Annotated in this window: 18 protein-coding genes; 11 read left to right on the forward strand and 7 right to left on the reverse strand. The window is 70.4% G+C overall.

Translation table 11 applies throughout. The features are described from left to right. Window positions 1–89: 89 nt before the first annotated feature. The 3 genes from ACWGIH_RS08315 to ACWGIH_RS08325 all read right to left on the reverse strand — a co-directional run bounded on the left by ACWGIH_RS08315 (window position 90) and on the right by ACWGIH_RS08325 (window position 1,998). Window positions 90–704: a class I SAM-dependent methyltransferase gene (locus ACWGIH_RS08315; protein WP_453444768.1), complete on the reverse strand. Its 615-nt coding sequence runs from the start codon at window positions 702–704 to the stop codon at window positions 90–92. A 50-nt stretch (window positions 705–754) separates the two neighbouring features. Further along, entirely contained in the window at window positions 755–1,315 is a 561-nt protein-coding gene (locus ACWGIH_RS08320) for a Fic family protein (RefSeq protein WP_453444984.1), read from the reverse strand. Between the two features lie 125 nt (window positions 1,316–1,440). Continuing rightward, a complete protein-coding gene (locus ACWGIH_RS08325; protein WP_453444769.1) occupies window positions 1,441–1,998 on the reverse strand; it encodes a hypothetical protein in 558 nt (185 codons plus the stop codon). Between the two features lie 371 nt (window positions 1,999–2,369). Between ACWGIH_RS08325 and ACWGIH_RS08330 the strand changes: the two genes are divergently transcribed. Both ACWGIH_RS08330 and ACWGIH_RS08335 read left to right on the forward strand, forming a co-directional pair. Next, a complete protein-coding gene (locus ACWGIH_RS08330) occupies window positions 2,370–3,323 on the forward strand; it encodes a YihY/virulence factor BrkB family protein (protein ID WP_453444770.1) in 954 nt (317 codons plus the stop codon). An 81-nt stretch (window positions 3,324–3,404) separates the two neighbouring features. After that, complete coding sequence (locus ACWGIH_RS08335; RefSeq protein ID WP_453444771.1) at window positions 3,405–4,031, forward strand: GyrI-like domain-containing protein; 627 nt, start codon at window positions 3,405–3,407, stop codon at window positions 4,029–4,031. Between the two features lie 65 nt (window positions 4,032–4,096). On the opposite strand, the gene ACWGIH_RS08340 is transcribed toward ACWGIH_RS08335, so the two are convergent. The 3 genes from ACWGIH_RS08340 to ACWGIH_RS08350 form a co-directional block, all read right to left on the reverse strand. Continuing rightward, complete coding sequence (locus tag ACWGIH_RS08340; RefSeq protein ID WP_453444772.1) at window positions 4,097–5,002, reverse strand: hypothetical protein; 906 nt, start codon at window positions 5,000–5,002, stop codon at window positions 4,097–4,099. A gap of 268 nt (window positions 5,003–5,270) precedes the next feature. Further along, on the reverse strand, window positions 5,271–5,474 hold the full coding sequence (locus ACWGIH_RS08345) for a hypothetical protein (protein ID WP_453444773.1): 204 nt from the start codon (window positions 5,472–5,474) through the stop codon (window positions 5,271–5,273). A 93-nt stretch (window positions 5,475–5,567) separates the two neighbouring features. After that, the gene (locus tag ACWGIH_RS08350) at window positions 5,568–6,773 is read right to left on the reverse strand and encodes a cytochrome P450 family protein (protein ID WP_453444774.1); all 1,206 of its coding nucleotides are present in this window, start codon (window positions 6,771–6,773) and stop codon (window positions 5,568–5,570) included. 258 nt (window positions 6,774–7,031) lie between these two features. Between ACWGIH_RS08350 and ACWGIH_RS08355 the strand changes: the two genes are divergently transcribed. Then, entirely contained in the window at window positions 7,032–7,757 is a 726-nt protein-coding gene (locus ACWGIH_RS08355; RefSeq protein ID WP_453444775.1) for a nucleotidyltransferase domain-containing protein, read from the forward strand. A 55-nt stretch (window positions 7,758–7,812) separates the two neighbouring features. Here ACWGIH_RS08355 and ACWGIH_RS08360 read toward each other — a convergent pair whose 3' ends face one another. Next, on the reverse strand, window positions 7,813–8,688 hold the full coding sequence (locus ACWGIH_RS08360; protein WP_453444776.1) for an alpha/beta fold hydrolase: 876 nt from the start codon (window positions 8,686–8,688) through the stop codon (window positions 7,813–7,815). Between the two features lie 978 nt (window positions 8,689–9,666). Here ACWGIH_RS08360 and ACWGIH_RS08365 point away from each other — a divergent pair. The 8 genes from ACWGIH_RS08365 (at window position 9,667) to ACWGIH_RS08400 (ending at window position 22,840) form a co-directional block, all read left to right on the forward strand. Beyond that, the gene (locus tag ACWGIH_RS08365; protein WP_453444986.1) at window positions 9,667–11,145 is read left to right on the forward strand and encodes a sugar transferase; all 1,479 of its coding nucleotides are present in this window, start codon (window positions 9,667–9,669) and stop codon (window positions 11,143–11,145) included. A gap of 91 nt (window positions 11,146–11,236) precedes the next feature. Then, entirely contained in the window at window positions 11,237–12,553 is a 1,317-nt protein-coding gene (locus tag ACWGIH_RS08370) for a nucleotide sugar dehydrogenase (RefSeq protein WP_453444777.1), read from the forward strand. Continuing rightward, complete coding sequence (locus ACWGIH_RS08375) at window positions 12,543–13,820, forward strand: glycosyltransferase family 4 protein (RefSeq protein ID WP_453444778.1); 1,278 nt, start codon at window positions 12,543–12,545, stop codon at window positions 13,818–13,820. The genes ACWGIH_RS08370 and ACWGIH_RS08375 overlap by 11 nt, the downstream gene beginning before the upstream one ends. After that, window positions 13,817–15,187, forward strand: coding sequence for a polysaccharide biosynthesis protein (locus ACWGIH_RS08380; protein ID WP_453444779.1), 1,371 nt, complete (start codon window positions 13,817–13,819; stop codon window positions 15,185–15,187). Before ACWGIH_RS08375 ends, ACWGIH_RS08380 begins: the two co-directional genes overlap by 4 nt. Continuing rightward, window positions 15,184–16,716: a Wzz/FepE/Etk N-terminal domain-containing protein gene (locus tag ACWGIH_RS08385; RefSeq protein WP_453444781.1), complete on the forward strand. Its 1,533-nt coding sequence runs from the start codon at window positions 15,184–15,186 to the stop codon at window positions 16,714–16,716. Before ACWGIH_RS08380 ends, ACWGIH_RS08385 begins: the two co-directional genes overlap by 4 nt. Window positions 16,717–16,719: 3 nt before the next feature. Then, entirely contained in the window at window positions 16,720–18,648 is a 1,929-nt protein-coding gene (asnB, locus tag ACWGIH_RS08390; protein WP_453444782.1) for an asparagine synthase (glutamine-hydrolyzing), read from the forward strand. A gap of 32 nt (window positions 18,649–18,680) precedes the next feature. Then, window positions 18,681–20,870: a bi-domain-containing oxidoreductase gene (locus tag ACWGIH_RS08395; protein ID WP_453444783.1), complete on the forward strand. Its 2,190-nt coding sequence runs from the start codon at window positions 18,681–18,683 to the stop codon at window positions 20,868–20,870. Continuing rightward, window positions 20,870–22,840, forward strand: coding sequence for an alginate lyase family protein (locus tag ACWGIH_RS08400; protein WP_453444987.1), 1,971 nt, complete (start codon window positions 20,870–20,872; stop codon window positions 22,838–22,840). The genes ACWGIH_RS08395 and ACWGIH_RS08400 overlap by 1 nt, the downstream gene beginning before the upstream one ends. Window positions 22,841–22,844 lie beyond the last annotated feature (4 nt).

A 22,844-nucleotide genomic window follows, 5' to 3' on the forward strand; every position in this document is an offset into this window, starting at 1 on the left:
TCTCAGCTGTCGGCCAACGCACGGTGGGGCCGCAGGCGGCCGACGGTCGGAGTGCCGAACTGCGGCGCCCCCGCGCGGCCCGCGGTCCATCAGTCGCGCTGCGCCCGATGGACACTGACGGCATAACCGCCGCCCTCGTAGGCGTCGGCGGCCCACGTCGCGAAGCGGTCCACGAGGCTGAGGTGGGCGGCGGCGCAGTAGGCGTCGTACTCGGGCAGGGTGATGGTGGGCGACACCGGCAGGTGGGCCTTGTCCAGGCCGAATCCGGCGACCAAGAGGCCGCCCGGGCGCAGGGTGGCGGCCAGACGGCTCACCACCGTGGCCTCGGTCCCGGTGGCAAGCAGCGGGAAGATGTTCCCGGCGGCGACCACCAGGTCGAAGCCCGGCCCCACCTGAAGTTCGACTGGGTCGAACGTGGCCAAGTCGGCCTGGATCCAGGGCAGTTCCGGCGCCTGCTTGCGCGCCACGGCCAGCATGGAGGCGTCCAGATCGACCCCGACGCAGTCGTACCCGAGCTCCGCCAACCGGATCATGACCCGGCCGGTCCCGCACCCGGCATCCAGCACCCGCCCCCCGGCAGGCACCAGCGCGGCGCACAACCCTGCCTCACCGTGCATGTCCTTGCCGCTGTCGGCCAGGGCCGCGAAACGGGCGGCATAGTCCTCGCCGGACGTCCCACCAGTCAGTTCTTCCCAACGGCTCATGACGAACAGCGTAGACGCACGCACGGGCCAGGTGAGCGGCATGAGGCTGCCTACGCCGAGGCGTCGTGCTCCGGAGGGTGGGCGCCGGTCGCCCGGCGATGTGTCGCTCGGATGAGGACGCCCACCAAGGCGGCCAGGTCCGCTGCGCCGTCCGCGTCATCCGCGTAACGGGTGGTCTGCAAGGGGCCGGTCTGATCCAGCCGGACCCCGTCCCGTTCCAGTACGTGGCCAAGGGCCAGCATGGCGAGGCGGGCGTTGCCGTCGGGGAACGGGTGGAAGAACGCCACGTCCAGGTAGGCCCTGGCCGCACGGGAAGCCAGGGGCACGTTCGCGTCGGTGCTCTCGCGCAGGCAGCGCTCGAAGCCCGCCTGAGTGCCCGGGGTCAGTGCGTAGCGTTCCTGGCCGCCCTTGGCGTAGGCATCGCCCTGCCGGAAAGCAACCCGCGGCCTGCCGAGGACAACGCGCTGCCATGAGGCCAGCAGCGCGCAGCCGAGCGTGCCTCCGTGCGATGCGTCCGCGCGCGATCGGGCCAGTGCCGCAAGCAGCCGGTGGCCGCGAGCCGGGTCCCCGGGACGGCCCTGTGCGGCGCACCAAGTGGCCAAGCCGTCCACGGTCGCCTCGACAGGTGCAGGCGTCTCAGCGGCCGCCGAGGTCCAGTCGACCTGGGATCTGACTCTCCCCCAGGCGGCCAGGGCGTCAGGAGTCACGATAGGGCCGGTCTCCGGTCAGGGCTTCATCAGCCACGATGAGGCCGGTCTCCGGTCAGGCCCACGGCAAGATCCTCTCCCACGGCATCGACCAGGACGGACGACGGTTGCGTCCAGCTCTCGAAGCGTCCGCCGATCGCCCGCTCCACGGCTGCTCTGGCGGGCTCCGGCCGCATGCCGGTGGACGTGAGGAACCACGTCAGGACCGTGTGGCAGAGTCCGTACCAACCGCATTCGGCGCCCGTGCGGTCGACCACCACCGTCACCAGGCGCGTGGCAGCCCGATCCAGATGCCAGCTTCGGTCCTCGGCGGCGGGCGGTGCCAACTGCTCGAATCTTTCCGCCAGTTCCTCGAGCCAGTCGCGCCACTCCAGCAGCGAGGCCACCACCTTGGCAGCCGTGGCAGCGGGCTCCCCCACGGAATGAGAAGCACAGCACCAGCTGGCGACCACGCCTCCGCCACCGCCCTCACCCAGTGCCCAATGCCATCCGCACGCCCAACGGCCGTACCGGGCAGCCACCAGCGCCGTGACCTCGTCGACGAACCGGTGTCTTGCCTCCCACCCGGCATCGGCGGGCGGCACCATCGGCGCAATCATCCCGGCGAGCTCGGCATGGTCTCCGTCGCTCCACACGAAGGCGTTCAGGTCAGGGTCGACGGCAGCCCACGGCAGTCCGGCGGGGGCGAGTTCGTCGTTGCCGGCCGTGGCGTTCCTCCAGGGCTCAGTCGGTCATGGCGAGGGGCCATCGTGCCAAGGGCCCACCACGCTGTCACGCGAGTTTCCGGCACCGACAGCCGCCCGTCACAGCACGTACCCTTTGGCGCTGGTCCCGGTGCACGCGCGGCCATGCCCGCGGATGACGGCGACGCCGGATTACGGCGTCGGCGCCTGGGCACCGGGCACTGGTGCGCAGGAACCTCCTGCCGGCGACGTACAACGGACGAACGGGGCGGAGCATGGGCACGGCGACGACGGTTCCGCAGACGCGGGACATGGAGGGCGATGAGCTCTCCGGCGACGAGGCCTTCGTGGCGCTGCGCCACTACGGGGGCTGGCGGCTGCTGCGCGACGCCTTCGTGCGGTTCCGCTACGCCGACGGGTTCAGTCACTCCCGGGCGCTGGCACTGCAGACGGTCCTCGCGCTCGTCCCGCTCGCGATCGTCTTCGTCGGCCTGTCGAGCGTGCTGCACACACAGGGCATCGGCCGGTTCGCCGAGGTGGTCATCCACCGCATGGCACAGGGACCGAGCGCCGATGTCGTCGACGAGGCGCTGGCCCGCAGCCGCCGTACCGCTGACGGTGGGACCCAGGCCGCTCTCTGGTTCGGGCTCGTGTTCTCCCTGACCAACGTCACCACGGCGATGTGCCAGATCGAACGCGGCGCCAATCGGATCTACGGCAACGAGCGCGACCGGCCCTTCCACCGCAAGTACTTGCGCGGCTTGGTCATGGCCGTGACCGCGGGCCTGCCTCTGGGCCTGGGATTCGTCGTCATGGTGGCGGGCCGTGACCTGGCGGCCGCGGCGGTGTCGGTCTTCGGTGCCGGGCCCTGGGTGACCACGCTGTTCGGGGTGGCGCGCTGGCCGTTGGGCTTCGTGCTGGCACTCGTGGCGGCGAGCATCATCTTCAGGCTCGCGCCGCGGCGGCGCCAACCCGGTTATACGTGGCTGGCGTTCGGCGCGGCGGTCTACCTCCTTCTGTGGACAGCTCTGACCGGCCTGCTGAGCCTGTACCTCTCGCTCAGCGGTTCCTTCGACACTGTCTATGGTCCGCTCAGCGCCTTCATGTCCTTGCTGCTCTGGGCCTACCTGACCTCGATAGCCCTGTACCTGGGCCTGGCCTTCGGCGCGCAGCTCGAGGCGGCCCGTGCGCTGCAGCCGGGCCCCATCGAAGCGGACCCCGGAGTCTGAACCGGATGGGGCCGTGGTGCTTCTTCGTGCCGGTGGGCCTGTGCTTGGGTGGACCGTCCCTCGTCAGGAAGGCGCCCCGGCATGACCGCCAAGTACGACGTCAAGCGTGAGCTCAAGAGCTGCTATGCGCCCAGGAACACTGACTGGGAGCTCCTCGACGTCCCCGAGCTGCACTTCCTCGCCATCGACGGGCACGGCGATCCCAACACCGGCGCCGAGTACCGCCGCGCGGTGGAGGCGCTCTATCCGGTCGCCTACACCGTCAAATTCGCGAGCAAGAACAACCTCGGAAAGGATTTCGTCGTCGGCCCGCTCGAAGGACTGTGGTGGGCCGACGACATGGACGACTTCCTGACCAGGCGCAAGGACAACTGGCGGTGGAGGCTGCTCATCAACCTCCCCGACTGGGTCACCGGCGACATGATCGATGACGCCAAGCGCACCGCCCTCGCCAAGAAGAACCTCCCGGCCATCGCGGACGTCCGGTCGGAGACCCTGCGCGAGGGCACCAGCGCCCAGCTCCTGCACATCGGCTCGTACGACGACGAGACCCCGGCCCTGAACAGGCTGCACCAGGAGTACCTGCCCGCCAACGACCTTCGCGAGACGGGGCTGCACCACGAGATCTACCTCAGCGATCCGCGCAGGACGAGCCCCGCCGAACTCAGAACGATTCTGCGGCAGCCAGTGGAAGCCCGCTCCGACTGAGTGCGACAGGTGAGGCGCTCGCGGTCACCGATCGCACCGCGTCGGCCACCCGTTCGTCAAGATGCTCATGCCTCTATGCGCAGCCAGGTGTTGCCCGCGCGGAGCCAGAGAAAGCCGTCGCGGCCCTGACCGCAGCGCAGCACGACCCGGCCCGGCACACGGATCCGCTCCCGGCCGGTGACTGTCCAGGTGCCGCCGTCGAGCTCGGCGCGGGTGAGTTCCACGGACCGCTTGTTGTGGTCCCGGCGGGTGAGCACCGCCCGGTTGCCGCGGACCGCGAAGCCGTCCGGGGCACGGACGGGGCTGGGATGGCTGACCACGCCGCCGGTGGACGGGGTGATCCGGGTCAGGAAGGTGCCGCCTCTGCCGCTGCCCGAGTACCAGACCAGCCATACCCGTCCGTTCTCGGTCGCCGCGGTGCAGCCTTCCAGCGGGTGGTCGGGCAGTCGTCCGTCCGGAGTCCAGGACGACTTCCCCTGGATGTCCCAACCTGCCAGGCCGGCCCCGGACTCCGGGTGGCCGCCGTAGATGCCTTCGTCTCCGTAAGCCGTCCAGATGCCACCGTGGGCGTCGGTGACCAAGGCGGGGATGTCATCTCCCACGCAGAACTCGGCTTCAGGTGTGCCGGACGGGGAGAACACCACGGCATTGGGCTTCCAGAGGCCCTCGGCCTGGTTCAGGGACGTACGACCGCTCACCAGCAGGAATCGGCAGTCCGGCAGAAGGGCTAGGTGGCTGGGCCACATCGCGATGTCCTGCACCGGGGTCCGCTGCTCCCCCTGTCCCGTGACGGTGAGCAATTCGCCGCTGAACGGGAGCGTCGGCCGTAGCCCGATCCACCCCTTGGGGTAGCGGCCGCGCTCAAGGTAGCGCCGGTGGACGAGCAGGACCGCGAGCTCCCCGGCAGGCCCGACACTCCACCACAGGGCCCGGAGCCCCCGGGCGGCATCGACAACGGGAAGTCGCCACACGTGACGGATCGCGGCACGGGAACGAGCAGGTACGCGGCACAGATTCATGAGCGGTCGCCTTGGGGACTCCGGGGGCCGAGCCGCCCGAAGAGCGCTACCTTACCGGCTCACTTTCAACCAGTAGAGGGCCCACCCGGCGACGGGCGGACCCCCTTGGGCGCGGGCCAGTTGCGGGGTGGGCGGGCCCCGGTTTGCTTCGCTCGGCCCTCAGCCGCTCGGTCCTCAGCCGCTCGGCCCTCGGCCGCTCGACTCGCAGTAGCTCAACTACTCAGCGGGCCTGCGCCGCTTCCAAGCCCATGGACGCCACCTCAAGACCCGTACGCACTCCGTCGACGACCTGACGGGGATCGTCGGGAAGGTTGATGCTGCCCTCACGGGGGCTCTCGTCGGCATGAGCGGGTGCGGGTGCGGCCACGGCAAAAGCAGCAGCGGCAGCGGACAGGGCGACAACGACGCGCTTCGTGTTCTTCATGCCCACTTGAACGATCACGAGGGCCATCAGGATGCGCACACCCGGGCAACTCAGGGGAAAACGGCATCACTGCTGCCGTAAGGGTTCCGGTGGCTACCAGCGCACCGGCACCTCTCGCAGGCTCCGCATGAGACTGGCCCTCCACTGCGGGGCGGCGTCGCCGTCAAAGGTCAGGCGAGGGAAGCGGTCCAGCAGGGCGCGCAGGGCCAGGGTCGCCTCCAGGCGCGCCAGCGGGGCGCCCAGACAGTGGTGCAGCCCGTGTCCGAAGGCGAGATGGGCGCGGGTCACGGATGGATCGCGGCGGATGTCGAACCGTTCAGGGTCCGGGAAGCGTACGGGGTCGCGGTTCGCGGCGGCGATGGAGAGCACGACACGCGCACCCGCCGGTAGGTGAGCACCGCCGAGGGTGACGGGTTCAGCCGTGTAGCGATAGGTGCCCGCCGGCGCGGGCGACTCGAAGCGGAGCGTTTCCTCCACCGCGCCGGTGAGCAACTCCGGGTCGGCGCGGAGGGCTGCGAGCTGCTCGGGGTGCCGGAGCAGCAGGTGGACGGCGTTGGCGATGAGGTTGACGGTGGTCTCGTGCCCCGCGACGAGCAGCAGGAAGGCCATGCCGAGCAGTTCCTCCGGCGTGAGCCGGTCGGCTTCGTCCCTGTCGTGGGTTCGGACCAGCGCGTGCAGCAGATCACTCTCCGCCGCTTCTGGCAGGGCCCGCTTCTGCTCCGCCAGCCCCGCGAGGTACACCGCCATCTCCTGCGAGGCGCGGGCGGACTGCTCCGCGTCGTCGAGTGCGACGACTTTGGTGGACCACGCGCGGAAGGCGGTCCGGTCCGCGTCCGGTACGCCGAGCAGCTCGCAGATGATGGTGAGCGGCAGCGGATAGGCGTACGCGGCCACGAGGTCGGCACGGCCGTCGGCGCCCACGGCGTCCAGGAGCGCGTCGGCGGCCTCCTGGACGCGGGGCCGCAGCGCCTGGACGCGTCGGGCGGTGAACTCGCGGGCCACCAGCGTTCGCAGGCGGGTGTGATCGGGCGGGTCGACCTGAAGCATGTTGCGGCCCACGGCGTACAGCCCGTCGTCCTCGAAGTCGGCGGAGTGGCGTACGTCGTTACGGAAGCGGGGGTCCACGAACGCGGCGCGCACTTCCTCGTGCCCGACCACCAGCCACGACTCGTCCCCGGTGGGGAACCGCACATGGTGGACGGGCCCGCGGGAGCGCAGTGCGGTGAAGGCGGAGTAGGGGTCGGCCGTGAAGTCCTCGGTGAGGTCGGCGAGTCGGAGGGTGGGGTGGGACGTGCGCATCGACGGCTCCCGGAAGGAAGTGGGGATTACTCCCCGCTTGGGTGGCGGTGGAGACCGTAACACGAATCGGGGATAGCTCCCCGTTTTGTGGTTCCCCAGCACTCGGGGCAGCTCGCAGGCCCGGCTGGTGGCGCGGCCCGCAGGCCGGTGTTGGACTGCGCGTCAGACAGCGCGGCAGCGGCAGCCGACCTCTACCGCGGGCTACGTGGACGGGGTGCCGCAGAACTGCGCTTCCGTCACCTGGCACGATGAGCGCCCATGCATGGTCAAGAAGCTGCGGCAGCCCAAGCCCTCCGCGTGGTCACCGAACTCTTTCCCGACGCCCTGGGAGCCTTGCTCGGTGGCTCCGCCGCCCAAGGGCGCGCGACGGCGGCCAGCGATCTGGATGTGGCCGTCCTTGTTCCGGACTCGGACATCAGCCGGCGGGAGGTGAGGCGCCACGAGGGCCGCACGGTCGAGTTGTTCCTCAATACCCCGGCCGACATACCGGAGTTCTTCGCCTGGGACCGGGCCCGGCGTCGGGGAACCGTCCTGTTCGTCTACGACCAAGGCCTGCCGCTGACCGATCCGCACGGTCACGTGGCCCGTACGCGCGAACTGGCCCGCGACATGCTTGCCTCCGGCCCTCCCCCGCTCACCACGGCCGAGTGGGAACACGGCCGCTACGCGCTCACCTGTTTCCTGGACGACCTGGTCGACACCCTTCCCCGCGATCGGCACGAACAGCTTTCCCTCGCCGACCAGGTGCTGCGTCTGGCAGCAGACCTGGTCACCGCGCACCACGGCGCCTGGACGGGCATCGGCAAATGGCTTCCCCGGCGGCTGCTCAGTGCCGACCCCGCGCTGGGCAAAGCCCTCCTTGACGGCCACCTGGCAGTGGCCGAGCACGCCGATCCCCAGCCGTTGGCCACGGCGGTGAAGCGAACTCTCGACCTGCTCGGCGGACCACTGCTGGAGGGCTACTGCCAACCCTGGCGCCCCTGAACCGCCGTCGACGCCATCGCGGGCCGGTCCACGTCACGTACTGCGCACGCAGTCGCTACCCGCCGTCCGGGGTTGATCGAAGGAAGTCCGTCAGTGCGGCGGCCAAGGCCTCGGGGGCCTGTTCCGCGACGTGGTGGCCGGATTCGATGCCGTGACCTCGGACGTCGGTGGCCCATCGGCGCCAGATCGCGCGAGGGTCCCCGTAGCGGTCCTCCAGGTCGTCCCGGAGAGACCACAGGACCAGCGTCGGGCAGGTAATGCGCCTACCGGCCGCACGGTCGGCTTCCTCGTGGCGTCGGTCGACCGTGAGGCCGGCGCGGTAGTCCTCAAGCATCGCTCTCACCACATCGGGATCGCGTGTGGCCTGCCGCCACTCCTTGTGGTTCTCCTCCCCCATCGTCTCGGGGTCGCCGTGGTACCAGCTGTCAGGGTCAGCGGAGATGACACGCTCGGGGATGCCCGGTTGCGCGAAGAAGAACCAGTGCCACCACTGCGTGGCGAACTCGGGGGTGATCCGCGACAGATGCTCCGTCAGCGGCAGGCAGTCCGCGAACACCACCCGGGAGACGCTCTCGGGGTGGTCGAGTGCGAGGCGCAGAGCCACGCTGCCTCCGCGGTCGTGCCCGAGGAGGGAGAAGCGGCGATGTCCGAGGCGGCGCATCACGGCCATCACGTCGTCGGCCACCGCGCGCTTGGAGTAGCCGACGTGATCCGCCGTGAAGCTCGGACCCCTGGAGCGCCCGTACCCCCTCAGATCCGGACACACCACCGTGTGACCGGCTCGCACGAGCAGCGGAGCCACCCGGTGCCACGTCGCCGAAGTGCGGGGGTGCCCGTGCAGCAGCACCACCGGCGGGCCGTGGCCACCGAAGCGGACGAAGACGGAAGCCTCGCCGACCTCGATCTGCGCTGTCTCGAATCCTTCGAACACGCGGCCTCCTTTGAGCGGCGAAGCCCGTACCGCGCATTCACCGTCGACACGGGACCGACCCTTCGGTTGCCCCGACCGGAATCGGCCATGTATCGAGTCCCGAAATTGGCTGAACCGAGGTGGCCCGATATCCCGGACTCACCCTAAACCTGAGGTCGAGGCTCAATTCGATGAGCCGTTGCGGCTTCACCCACATACAGCACTCACCCCCCGCATCAAGCCGCCCCGCCGCGCCTCGGGCCGGTGCCGCCCACCCCCTCGACGATCACTGCAGCCCCAAGGGCACTACTCGCGGTCTTTCCACCACACAAGATCCCGGCACCCCTACGCGATCACTGCGGAAGACGGGGCTCCGGCGACGGCGGTCTTGAGCCAACCACCTCCGAACGCCGCGGAGTTGGCGGTTCCAGCAGACCTGAAAAGTCCCGTTCACGCAGGTCACAGGGAGTCCGTGCCCTATCAAAGCAACCCGGGTGATCACCGGCGAGTTGAACAAGCTTCAAAGGTTGACCACAAATTACACACATCCCCTCTTCAGACCGGCGCCAATGGTCTAGATTGACCGTGCTTCACATGCGGACACGAGGCGACAAAAGATGATCTATAAGTCCGGCGCCACGGGCGACCAGTAGTTTGCGTACCCCGGCGCCAGGCTTGGGGGTGATCAATTCGTGGTGCCCGGAAGAAACCCAGGGTGTGGGGAACACCCGGGGTTTCGACGGGCTTTTGCGCGCGTCGAAGGTCTGGTGGCAGCGCATGCAAGTCCGCTGCCGCTTGGGTGGGGTGCTCAAGTAACGCTGAAATATCCGGGAGCCATTCGCTGGGGGCGAGGGCCTCCCGGGGGGAGGAACAGCGTGGCGTGGCACGGGGGGCGGGGGCCTCCCGAGGGGAGGACACAGTGCGGGGGGCGGGGGCCTCCCGGGGGGAGGAACCGTGTGGAGCGAACACGTCGAGCCCACTGGCGACCTGGGGGGGTCTGTGCAACAGGGGGAATTAGTCAGCCCGTTTCCGCCGGCGCACGGGCGTCCGGGGAACGGGACAATCAGCCGACCATCATTTGACTGGGAACAGCGTTACCGCCGCGTCGTGATCACCAGCGACGCCGTGGTCACCGCCTTCGTGGTGGCGTCGATCGGCGGCTTCTTCGGGGTCCGGGACGCCGCCAACTGGCACGAGAAGTGGCGCATCCTCGCCTTCGGCACGGAGCTCCTTGTGCTGGGAGCACTCGCGGCGAGCAGGTCGTGGGCTCCGGCCGTACTGGGCCAGGGCGCGGAGGAGTTCCGCCGGCTCGGACGCGCGGTGTTCACGGCGGCCGTCGTGCTGGCGCTCGGGGGGATAGCACTCACCTCGCGCAACATCAAGCTCTGGATATTCGTCGCGATCCCGGCGATCGCGCTCGTCATCATGACCGAGCGGTATCTGCTGCGCCTGTGGCTGCACAGACACCGTAAAGAGGGGCGATGCCTGCGCCCGGTGCTCGCTGCCGGGAGCCTGGCCACCGTGAGCGACCTGATCGCCCGGACCCGCAAGTTCCCGCATCTGGGCTGGCGCGTCGAGGCGGTGTGCACGTCGGACGGTTATGGACTCGACAGTGACCATCTGGACGGCGTGCCGGTCGTCGGCCGGCTGTCCGACGTAGCCGGCCACGTCCGTCGCGACGGCTACCGCGTCGTGGCGGTCACCCCGGACCCGCACTGGTCACCGGACGGACTGCAACGACTGGCCTGGAACCTCGAGGGCAGCGACGCGGAGATGGTCGTGGCCCCCGTACTGATGGAAGTGGCGGGACCTCGGCTGCATGTCGACGCGGTGCTCGGGATACCGCTGCTCCGGGTCAGCATGCCGACCTTCACCGGCGGCCGCCGGGTGGTCAAAGGAGTCGTGGACCGGCTGGGCGCGGCAGTTCTGCTGCTGCTGTTCGCGCCCCTGATGGTGCTCGTCGGGCTGCTCGTGCTGATGGACAGCCGGGGCGGGGCCTTGTACCGCCAGCGCAGAGTGGGCAAGGACGGACACGAGTTCACCATCTTCAAGTTCCGCACCATGGTCGTCGGTGCCGACGCGGCACGCGCCGAGCTAACCGAACACAACGAGGGCGCGGGGCTGCTGTTCAAGCTCCGCCGGGATCCCCGCGTGACCCGCGTGGGAACGGTGCTGCGCCGGTACTCGCTCGACGAGCTCCCGCAGCTCTTCAACGTCCTCACCGGCTCGATGTCGCTCGTCGGACCGCGGCCTCCGCTGCCGGAGGAGTCCGCCGCGTACGGCCCGGACATCCGGCGCCGGCTCCTCGTCAAGCCGGGGCTCACCGGCCTGTGGCAGATCAGCGGGCGCAGCGACCTGCCGTGGGAGGAGGCGGTCCGCCTCGACCTGCGGTACGTGGAGGACTGGTCGCTCGCCCTGGACACAGTGATCTTGTGGAAGACCCTGCGGGCGGTGCTCCAGGGACAAGGGGCCTACTGATGCGACTCATGCGACTGACGCGCGGGGACCGTGGTCCGGCCGGCGCACGGAAGGCAGGCCGCGAGGTCTTGCCCGGGGGGAGGAACGGGATATGAGAGTCAGCGTCTTAGGACTCGGATATGTGGGCTGCGTGTCGGCCGCGTGCCTGGCAGGCATGGGTCACGAGGTCATCGGGGTGGACGTCAACCAGGTGAAGGTCGACCTGGTCAACGACGGCAAGGCTCCGGTGGTCGAGGAGCGGATCGGCGAACTCGTCGCCGAGGCCGTGCGGACCGGAACGCTGCGCGCCACCGGTGACGTCCGCGAGGCGATCATGGGCAGCGATGTGTCGCTGGTCTGCGTGGGTACGCCGTCGGAGCCCAACGGCAGCCTGTGCACCACGTACTTGGAGCGGGTCACCGAGCAGATCGGCGCAGCCCTGGCCGAGCGGGGCGGGCGGCACACCATCGTGTTCCGCAGCACCATGCTCCCGGGCACCTGCCTGGATCTGCTGGTGCCGATCCTGGAGAAGTACGTCGGCGGCACGGCCGGAGTGGACGTCGGGGTCGCGGTCAACCCGGAGTTCCTGCGTGAGGGCACGAGCGTGCGGGACTTCTTCGACCCGCCCAAGACCGTCATCGGTGAGCTCGATCCGGCCAGCGGCGACGTGGTGGCGGCGCTGTACGACGGCTTGCCCGGCGAGGTGTTCCGGGTGCCGATCCCGACGGCCGAGGCCATCAAGTACGCGGACAACGCGTTCCACGGCCTCAAGATCGGCTTCGCGAACGAGCTCGGAGCGGTGTGCCACGCGCTCGGGGTGGACTCGCACCAGGTGATGGACGTGTTCCTGGCCGACCGGAAGCTGAACATCAGCCCGGCCTATCTGCGGCCCGGTTTCGCCTTCGGCGGCTCCTGCCTGCCCAAGGACCTGCGCAGCCTGGTGCACGCGGCACAGCGGGCCGACGTCTCGGTGCCGATCCTCTCCCACGTGCTGCCCTCCAACTCCGACCACCTGCAGCGCGCGGTGGACCTGGTCGAGCGCACCGGCAAGCGCCAGGTGGGCCTGTTCGGGCTCTCCTTCAAGCCGGGCACCGACGACCTCCGCGAGAGCCCGCTCGTCGAGCTGGCGGAGAGACTCCACGGCAAGGGTTACTCCTTGCGGATCTACGACGCCAACGTGAGCCTCTCCCGGCTGATGGGCGCCAACCGCGAGTACATCGAGACCCGGCTGCCGCACCTCGCGCAGCTGATGGCGGACTCCGTCGACGAGGTGCTCGAACACGCGGAAGTGTGCCTGGTCGGAACCAGGGACCCGGACGTTCTCTCGGCGCTGCCCCATGGCGACGGACCGGTGATCGTCGACCTCATCCGCCTTCCCGACGCCGACGCGCGCCGGACAGAACCGGGGTACATAGGCCTTGCTTGGTAACACATCGTTTGGTGACACAACCGGCGGCGGCGGGACAGACCGGCGTGCGCTGATCCTGGTGGAGAACCTGTCGGTGCCGTTCGACCGGCGGGTGTGGCAGGAGTGCACGACACTGCGCGACGCGGGCTGGAAGGTGCACGTCATCTGTCCGCGGGGGGAGAAGCGGGACACCGAGCCGGAGGCGGAGATCGACGGGGTGCGGATCCACCGCTATCCGTTGCGCGCGGCCACCGGAGGTCCCGCGGGCTACCTGCGGGAGTACGGCTCGGCGCTGTGGCATACGGTCCGCCTGGCTCGGAAGGTGGGCCCGGTCGACGTGGTGCACGCCTGCAACCCGCCCGACCTGCTGTTCCTGCCCGCCCTGTGGATGAAGCGGCGCGGCGCGCGGTTCGTCTTCGACCAGCACGACCTGGTGCCCGAGCTGTATCTCTCCCGGTTCGACCGCGGCGAGGACCTGCTCTACCGCGCCGTGTGCGCGCTGGAACGGATGACCTACCGGGCCGCGGACGTCGTGCTCGCCACGAACGAGAGCTACCGGGACGTCGCGGTGCGCCGCGGCGGCCAACGGCCCGCGGATGTCTTCGTGGTGCGCAGCGCGCCCGTGATCGAACGGTTCCAACCGGTGCCGCCCGAACCGGAGTTGAAGCGCGGAAAGCAGCATCTGCTGTGCTACCTGGGTGTCATGGGCCCGCAGGACGGCGTCGACTACGCCTTGCGGTCCTTGGCGAAGCTGCGCGACAACCTCGGCCGCACCGACTGGCATGCGGTGTTCGTCGGCTCCGGCGACGCCTTCGACGCGATGGTGGAGCTGTCCCGGCGGCTCGGGCTCTCCGAGCAGGTGCAGTTCACCGGGCGCATCCCGGACGCCGAGCTGGTGCGCTATCTGTCCACCGCGGACGTGTGCCTCTCCCCCGACCCGCGCAATCCGCTCAACGACGTGTCGACCATGAACAAGGTCATGGAGTACATGGCGATGGGCCGGCCGATCGTCTCCTTCGACCTCAAGGAGGCGCGCGTCTCCGCCGGCGACGCCGCCGTCTACGCGCCCGCCAACGACGAGGCCCAATTCGCCGAGCACATCGCGCTGTTGCTCGACGACCCGGAGAAGCGGGCCCGGATGGGCAAGATCGGCCAGGAGCGGGTCGGTGGAGAGCTTTCCTGGCAGAACTCCCAGAGATCGTTGCTCGCCGCCTACGCCGCCGCCTGCCCCGACCGCACCCGTGTCGGTGGCGCCTCGACCCGGATGGGGAGGAGGCGGCGACGTTGAGCGATGACACGATACGCCTGGTCACCGTCGGGCGGATCTTCCGTGGGCGTTGGCGACTGCTCGCCGTCGTCACCCTGCTGGGCGCGCTCGTGGGCTACGGCGCCTCGGTGGTGCTGTTCCCGCCGCGTTACACGGCGTCGGCGTCGGTACTGCTGCCGGGGGCGTGGGAAGAACGCGAGCTGCTGACCCAGGTGAACGTCGCGACCAGTTCGTCGGTGGTCGACCGGGTGGCCGGCACGCTCGACTGGACGGGCGGCGACGGAAGCGACCTCATCGACGAGGTGAGCGCCAAGGCCGCCGACGGGAACATCGTCAAGATCTCGGGTACGGCCGACACGCCGCAGCACGCACAACAGCTGGCCGACCAGGTCGCCAAGGAATACGTCACCTTCGCCACGCGCGTGGCAGGCGGCAGCACCGACCCCGCGAGGGCCACGGGACCCGAGGCGCTGCGGAAGAAGGTCGCGGAGACCAACCGCCGCATCACCGAACTGGCCAAGGCTGCCGATCCGGGGCAGACCGTGGAGAGCGTGCAGGCCCGCACCTCGCTCGAGAAGCTGCGCACCTCGCTGGAGGAGGCCATGCAGAAGCTGGAGGAGGCAGATCCCGCGAGCGGCAAGGCCGGCCTGGTCGTCATGGGTCCCGCGGCCCTGCCGACCGGCGAGGCACCGCCGACGAGGACGCAGCTCATCGTCGGCGGGGCACTGCTGTTCCTTCTGATCGCGGTCATCGCCCACCTCACCGCGGCACGGTCCAATCGGCGGCTGCGTACCGAAGCGGAGATCGCCGCGGCACTGGGCTCGACACTGATCGGCACCGTCGACGTACCCGATGGAGGGTCCGTGCACCGGCCGCGAGGCCGTGGCCCGCGGTCCTGGATCCGCCATTTCCTCGGCGTCGACACCCGGTGGGACATACCGGCCCCGGTGGCGTCGGGTGACGAGGCCGGCAGACAGCTCCGCTACCGGCGGGTGTGCGCTCGTATCCGGATTCACGTGCCCGGTTCGCGACGGCTGCTGCTGGTCGTCCCGGACGGCGACGAGATCGGTCGCCTGGCCGCCGGACAGCTCGTCGCCGAGGCCAAGGGCGATCCGCAGCTGCGGATGGTGGACGTCTCGGCGTCCCGGCCGATGGTGCCGGACCGCGACACCGAGTCCGGCGCTCTGGTCGTCCTCAGTGCGGGCAGTTGGACCGCGGGGGAACTCGCCGGCATCGCCGAGGCGTGCGCGGACGGCAGGCACGAGATCGTCGGCATCGTCGTCGCCGGCACGGTCCGGGCCCGTCCCACGCGGCCTGTCGGACACCCTCCGGAGAATGCCGCCCCGGCCCTCGCGGCTCGCGGCCAGGCGACGGGAGGTTCGGCGTGACGACCAACACGACCTCGGAGTCGTCGACAGCCGCTCCGCTGCTGAACCTGCAGGCGCTGGTGGTGTCGGTGCGCAGGCGCCGTCGCCTCTGGTGCACCCTGGCGCTGATCGGGCTGCTGGTCGGCGCGGCGGTGGCCGTCCTGCGACCGCCGCCGCCGGCCGCCATGGCCAAGGTGCTCGTCGCGCATCAGGACGATCAGCCGAACGACACCGGGACGCTGATCCGCACCGACGTCGAGGTGCTGCAGACCACGCGGATCGCCGACAAGGCCCTGAAGTCCCTCAAGTCCTCGGTGAAGCCCGAAGACTTCTTGCAGGACTACCGGGGAACCGGCGTGACCAACAACCTGTTGCAGATCGACGTGACCGCTGACAGCGACGCGGAAGCGGTGGCCCGGGCAAAGGCGTTGGCGGACGCGTTCATCGCAGATCATGTGCGGCGGATGCAGGAATCCGCGAAGGCCGAGGCCGAGGCCCTGCGCGACCAACGCGACCGGATGCGCAAGGAACTTGCCCAGGTCAACAAGTCGATCGGCGGCAGGACACAGGAGACCGAGACCGACCCGGAGTCGTCGGCGAGCATGGAGTCGCTCTTCGCACGCCGGGCCGAACTCACCTCCCGCATCGCCGATTTCGATCAGCGCGCCGAGGATGCGCGCGTGGGCACCCCCCGGATCGTCGCCGGCACGCAGATCGTGGACGACCCGCGCGCGGTGCGGCACTCCGTGCCCCTGGCCGCTGTCACCAACGCCGGCATCGGGCTCGTCCTCGGGCTCGTCCTCGGGCTGGCGGTGGCCGCGATCGGTTCCGTGGTGGCGGACCGTCCCGTACTGCGCCGGGAGATCGCAGCGAACCTGGGGGCCTCGGTCATCGCGGAGCTGCGCCGCGTGCACCGCCGTCCGGTCAAGCTGTGGCAGCTCCGACGGACCCGCGCGGCACGCGAACGGCTCATATCGACCCTGGCCCGCACCGTGCGTGACTCCGGGGAATCGGTGTCGCTCCTCGAGCTGGGCTGTGCGCACAGCACGAGCGCGATCGCCCTGGATCTCGCAGGGGCGCTGGCGGCGGACGGGCCTGTGGTGATCGTCGATGGTCTGCCGGCCCTGCAGCGCGCCGCCCGCGGTCAGGAGCCGGGGGGCCCGGCGGTGGTCAGCGCCGATCGTGCCGCGGACGTGCCGCACCAGATGCGACGGCTCGGTGTCGGCTCGGTCGCGCCCGGCACGGCGTGGACCGGTCTGCAGGACCTCGGTTCCCAGACCGTGCTCGTCGTGCGGGCCGGACACGGCAGCACCGCATGGCTGCACACCGTGGCGCGACAGCTCGCGGACCTGCTCATTCCGGTGATCGGCGTGGTGCTGATCGACCCAGATCCGCGGGACCGGACCGACGGCACCCTGTGGGACGGCCAACACACCGCGCTGCGCGGCCACAACGAACGTCTTGCCCGGCAGAACGCGGCAGACCGGCAGCTCACGGAGCGGCCGTCATGGGCCGTACGAGTGCCGGACAGCGACCAGGAAGCGCGGTAATACATGTGTGGCATCGCAGGCACATACCGGTGGCCGGACGGGAAGGTCGTCGCCGACCGGCTCACCGACACCCTCGCCCACCGCGGCCCGGACGGGGCCGGCAGGTACAGCCACTCCGTCGGTGACGGCGAAGTGCACCTCGGGCACCGCCGGTTGGCCATCATCGACCTGTCCGAGACCGGCGCCCAGCCGATGGTCTCGGACGGCCTCTCCCTCACGTACAACGGCGAGCTCTACAACGCGCCGGAGCTGCGGGCCGAGTTGACGGCCGCCGGAGTGCGTTTTCGCGGCACCTCCGACACCGAGGTGCTCCTCGAGGCCTGGCGGCGCTGGGGCACCGACTGCCTGCCCCGGTTGCGCGGCATGTTCGCGTTCGGGATCTTCGACGAGCGCACCGGTGAACTGGTGCTCGCCCGCGACCAGCTCGGCATCAAGCCGCTGTTCCTGCTCCGGCGCGGCGCGGGTCTGGTGTTCGCCTCCGAGCTCAAGGCGCTGGCCGCCGCGACCGGCGGATCGCTCGAGGTGGACCATGCGGCGCTTGTGGCATCCCTGCTGTACTACTGGGTGCCGGACTCGCGCTGCGCGTTCCGCGAGGCGGAGAAGTTGCCGCCGGGGAGCTGGCTGCGGTGCCGGCCCGACGGCCGGGTGGAGCGCGGCACGTACTGGCACCTGAAGGACGTCGCCGCCGAGGGTCGGGAGCGCGCCCGCAGCGGCGAGCTGCCCGATCTGGCCGCCATCGTCGAGGAGTCGACGCGGCGCCACCTGCTCTCCGACGTCCCCGTGGCGACCTTCCTCTCCGGGGGCCTCGACTCCAGCTACCTGACCGCGCTCGCCGCCCGCGACCGCCCCGGGATCTCCGCGTACACGATCGGGTTCCGCGCCGAGGACGCCAAGTTCGAGGCGATGCCCGACGACCTGCGCTATGCCCGGCAGGTGGCCGAGCAGTTCGGCGTGGACCTGCACGAGATCGAGATCGCCCCGAATGTGCTCGACCTGCTGCCGCAGATGACCTACCACCTGGACGAGCCCATCGGCGACCCCGCCGCGATCAACACCTTCCTGATCTGCTCGGCCGCCCGGGAGGCCGGGGTCAAGGTGATGCTCTCGGGGATGGGCGCCGACGAGCTGTTCGCCGGTTACCGCAAGCACCTGGCCAACCTGCTCGCGCTGCGCTATCAGCGCGTTCCGCGGCCCCTGCGGCGCGGACTGTCCGCGGCCGTGGACCGGATGCCGGTGGCCACGGCCCGCCGGGGCTATCGCTCGGTGCGCTTCGCGAAGCGGTTCCTGTCCTTCGCCGATCTGCCGGAGGAGACCGCCTTCCGGCGCAGTTACACCATGTACGACCAGGATGAATTGCTCGCCCTGGTCAATCCGGATCTGGCCGGGACGGTCGACGACGTGCTGACCGAGCATGCGGACATCTACCAGGACAACGAACTGGACGACTTCGTCAACCGCATGTGTCTGGGCGACGCCCGGATGTTCCTGCCGGGCCTGAACCTCGCCTACACCGACCGCTCCAGCATGGCCGCCTCGACCGAGGTACGGGTGCCGTACGTGGACGTGGAGGTGGTCAGGGCGGCGTTCGCCGTGCCCGGTGATCGCAAGATCGTCGGCAGGCAGGGCAAGGCCGTCCTGAAGGAGGCGGCCACGTCCGTCCTGCCCCGGGAGATCGTGTACCGGCCCAAGGGGCTGTTCAGCGCGCCGCTGCGCGCCTGGATGAGCCGGGATCTGGCACCGCTGGTGCGCGAGGTGGTCAACGACGGCGTGCTCGTCAGCTCCGGGATCCTGCGCCGCGACGCGCTGGCGCGGATGGTCGCCGAGGACGCCGCGGGGCAGCGGGACTTCTCCAAGCATCTGTGGCATGTGCTGACCCTCGAGTACTGGTATCGCGACGCGACCTCTGGCTCCGGCCAGAGCCAAGCGGCCTGACGGCGTTGAACGCAGAAATTAGAGGAGCTCGGGTGAAACAGGTCGTTCAGAACTACAAGAGTGGCGAATTGGCGCTGCTCGACGTGCCGGTGCCGGGGTGCAAGCCGGGCGGCGTGCTGGTGCGGAGCGCCTACTCGCTGATCTCCACCGGGACCGAGCTCATGAAGGTGTCCGAGGCCGGCATGTCGATGGTGGGCAAGGCCCGCTCCCGGCCGGACCAGGTGGCCAAGGTCATGCAGAGCGTGGCCACCAACGGGGTGCCCGCCACCTATCGCAAGGTGATGGGCAAGCTGGACTCCTATACGCCTCTCGGCTACTCGCTGTGCGGGGTGGTCGAGCAGGTCGGCGCCGGGATCGACGACGTGAAGGTCGGTGATCTCGTCGCCTGCGCCGGCAACGAGCACGCGCTGCACGCCGAGCTGAACTGGGTGCCGAAGAACCTCTACGCCCCGGTGCCCGACGGTCTCGCGCCCCGGCACGCGGCCTTCGGCACCGTCGGGTCCATCGCCCTGCAGGGCGTCCGCCAGGGCGAGCCGCAACTCGGCGAGGTGGCACTGGTCATCGGCCTCGGTCTCATCGGCCAGCTGGTGGTGCAGCTTCTTGCCGCGGCCGGAGTCCGCGTCGTCGGCGTCGACCCCGACCCGGTGCGCTGCGAGCTCGCCGAGCGTGTGGGGGCCGCGGCCTGCGGCGATCCCTCCTCCCCGGCCGTGGAGACCGCCGTCGCCGAACTGACCGGCGGGCACGGCGTGGACCAGGTGTACCTGGCCGCCGGCGGCGCCAGCAACCAGCCCGTCGAGCTGGCCGCCCGGCTCTGCCGGGACCGTGGCCGGGTCGTCGACATCGGCAAGTGCCGCCTCGATCTGCCGTGGAACGCCTACTACGAGAAGGAACTCGACGTCCGGTTCTCCCGCTCCTACGGCCCCGGGCGCTACGACCCGGAGTACGAGCTGGAGGGGCGCGACTACCCGATCGGCTACGTGCGCTGGACCGAGCGCCGCAACCTGGCGTGCTTCCTGGACCTCGTCGCCCGTGGCAGCGTCGACGTGGAGCCCCTGATCTCCCACATAGCCGACTTCGACGACGCCGTCGAGACGTACCAGAGCCTGAAGGACGGCGACCTGAAGGCCGTGGCGGTGCTGTTCCGCTACCCCGGCGACACCGAACCCCCGGCGGAAGCGGTGGCCCCGTCAGTGGCCGTGCCCGCGGTGAAGCGGCCCGGCGGCCGCGTGTCCACCCCGGGCCGCACGGCCACGACGCCGGTGCGCCTCGCGTTCGTCGGCGCGGGAAACTACGCGACGTCGATGCTGCTGCCGCACCTGGCCCAGCGTGACGGCGTACGGCTGTCGACCGTCGTCACCACGACCGCGCTGTCCGGGGCCAACGCGCAACGGAAGTTCGGCTTCGCCGAGGCGACCACCGATCTCGACGCGGTGCTCGGCGACAAGTCCATCGACGCGGTGTTCGTGGTCACCCGGCACAGCTCGCACGCCGAACTGACCCGCAAGGCGCTGCTGGCCGGCAAGGCCGTGTTCGTGGAGAAGCCGCTGGCACTCACCGAGGACGAGCTGGCCGGCGTACTGGCCGCGGTCGAGGAGTCCGGCAACGACCGGCTGCAGGTGGGCTTCAACCGGCGCTTCGCGCCGCTGCTGCAGGAGGCCAGGAAACGGTTCGGCACCCGGACCGGTCCGGCGAACGTCCGCTACCTGGTGAACGCCGGCCGCCTCGGACACGGCAGCTGGTACCTCCAACAGGGCACCGAGGGCTCGCGGTTCATCGGCGAGGGCGGACACTTCATCGACACGACCAGCTGGCTGCTCGGGGCCGACCCCGTGTCGGTGTACACGGTCGCCTCGTCCGGCACCGAGGACCTGCAGGTCGTGCTGCGCTACCCGGACGGGTCCACCGCCACCATCAGCTACGTGACCACCGGCCCTGCCGGCTTCCCCAAGGAGACGCTGGACCTGGTCGCCGACGGGCGAGCGCTGCGGCTCGACGACTTCGTCCGTGCCTCGGTCTACGGCCGTAAGCGGTGGGTCAGTTCGCGGCTGCCCAAGGCCCGGGACAAGGGTCAGGAAGCCCAGCTGGCCTCGTTCGTCAAGGCCGTGCGGTCGGGCGGGCCGATGCCGGTGCCGCTGGAGTCCCTCGTCGCCACCACGGCCGCCACCCTGGCCGTGCCGGCCGGCCTGGCCGGCGGCGCGCCGGTGATGTTGGCGAGGGCGTGATGACCACGAGCGCGGGCTGGTACCTGCGGCGGCTTTCCCGGATGGGGCCGCGGGAGGTCGGCGGCCGGGTGGGCGACACGGTGCGCAGGCGACGGTGGCGTTCGGCGCGGCCCACCTGCCCGAGCGTGACCGGCGCCCGGTTCACCGCGGTACTGCCCGCGGGGACCATGGCCGCCGTGCCGCCGGACGCCGCGAAACGTCTCGTCGCCGAGGCGGACCGGCTGATGGCCGGGCACGTCGAGTACTTCGGCGTGGACCGCGACGACCTGGCCGACCCGGACTGGTGGTACGACCCGAAGACGGGCCGTCGGGCTCCGTGGGGCTATGCCTTCGACGTGCCGTACCGCAACGAAGACGCGGTCGGCGACATCAAGCAGATCTGGGAGCTGTCGCGGCATCAGTACCTCACCGTGCTGGCCGCCGCCTACGCGGTCACCGGGGACGAGCGGTACGCCGAGCGCGTGGCCGAGCACCTGCGGTCGTGGTGGGCGGCCAACCCGCCGCTGCGCGGCGTGCACTGGATCAGCGGCATCGAGCTGGGCATCCGGCTGCTCTCCTGGGTGTGGATCCGCAGGCTGCTCGACGGGTGGCCGGGGGCGGCCGGTCTCTTCGAGGGCAACCCGGTGGCGCTGAACCAGATCTGGCACCATCAGCGCTGGCTGGCCGCGTTCCCCAGCCGGGGGTCTTCGGCGAACAACCACATCATCGCCGAGGCCGCCGGGCAGTTCGCCGCGGCCTGTGCGTTCGCCTGGTTCCCCTCCTCGGCGCGGTGGCGAGCCGAGGCGCTGCGGTCGCTGGAGCGCCATCTGCGCGGCAACACCTACCACTCCGGTCTCAACCGCGAGCTGGCCACCGAGTATCACGGTCTTGTCCTCGAACTCGGCCTGGCCGCTGTGGCCGAGGCGGATGCCGCCTGCGTGCCGGTCCCCGCGACCGTCCGCCTCGTGCTGCTGCGGATGACCGACGCGCTCGCGGCGATCGTGGACAACCGCCTGCGGCCACCGCGCCAGGGTGACGCGGACGACGGGCACGGCCTGGTCGTGGACGGCGCGGGCACAGACCGCTGGACCTCGCTGCTTGCCACCGGGAACGCCGTGTTCGGACGGCTTCCCTGGTGGCCCGCGCTGAGCGGCAGCGATGTGCGCACCCCGCTGCTTGCCGCGCTGATCCGCCCGTACGCGAAGGAGGGAAGCTCGCCGGCCGTGTCCCGCCCCGCGCGCCGGCCCGGCCATTTCGCCGACGCGGGCATGACCATCCTGCGTGGTCCGGAGAAGATCTGGTGCCGCTGCGACGGCGGCCCGCACGGTTTCCTGTCGATCGCCGCGCACGCCCACGCGGACGCGCTGTCCGTGGAGGTCAGGCACGACGGGGTCGACGTGCTCGCCGACCCGGGGACGTTCTGCTACCACGGGCAGCCCGAGTGGCGGCAGTACTTCCGCTCGACCCTCGGCCACAACACCCTGCAGGTGGATGGCCGTGACCAGTCCGTCTCCGGCGGCCCGTTCCTGTGGACGCGGCACGCCCGCACCCGCGTCCTGGCCGCGGACCTCACGGACACCCCCGAGGAGGGTGTGAGCCGCTGGAGTGCCGAGCACGACGGATACGGGCGCGTGACACATCGCCGCCGGGTGGAGCTGACCGCCGCCGAGCAGGAGCTGCGGGTGGTCGACGAAGTGCACGGCCCGCGCCGGGCCGCCGTACGGCTGGCGTTCCACCTCGGTCCGGCGATCGCAGCGGACCTGGTGGGGAACTGGGCGGTACTGACCTGGACGCGGGAGGGCGAGGACCGCTTCGCGGTGCTCGACCTCCCCGAGCAACTGTCGTGGCGCGCGCATCACGGCGAGAGCGACCCGCCCCTTGGCTGGTACTCCGCCGGTTTCGGGCGCAAGGAACCGGCCACGACACTGATCGGCACCGGCTTCGCCGACGGGGCACAGGGGTTCACGACCGTGCTCAGGTTCCGGGGCTAGGGGG

This window comes from Streptomyces sp. NPDC054872, assembly GCF_053610705.1.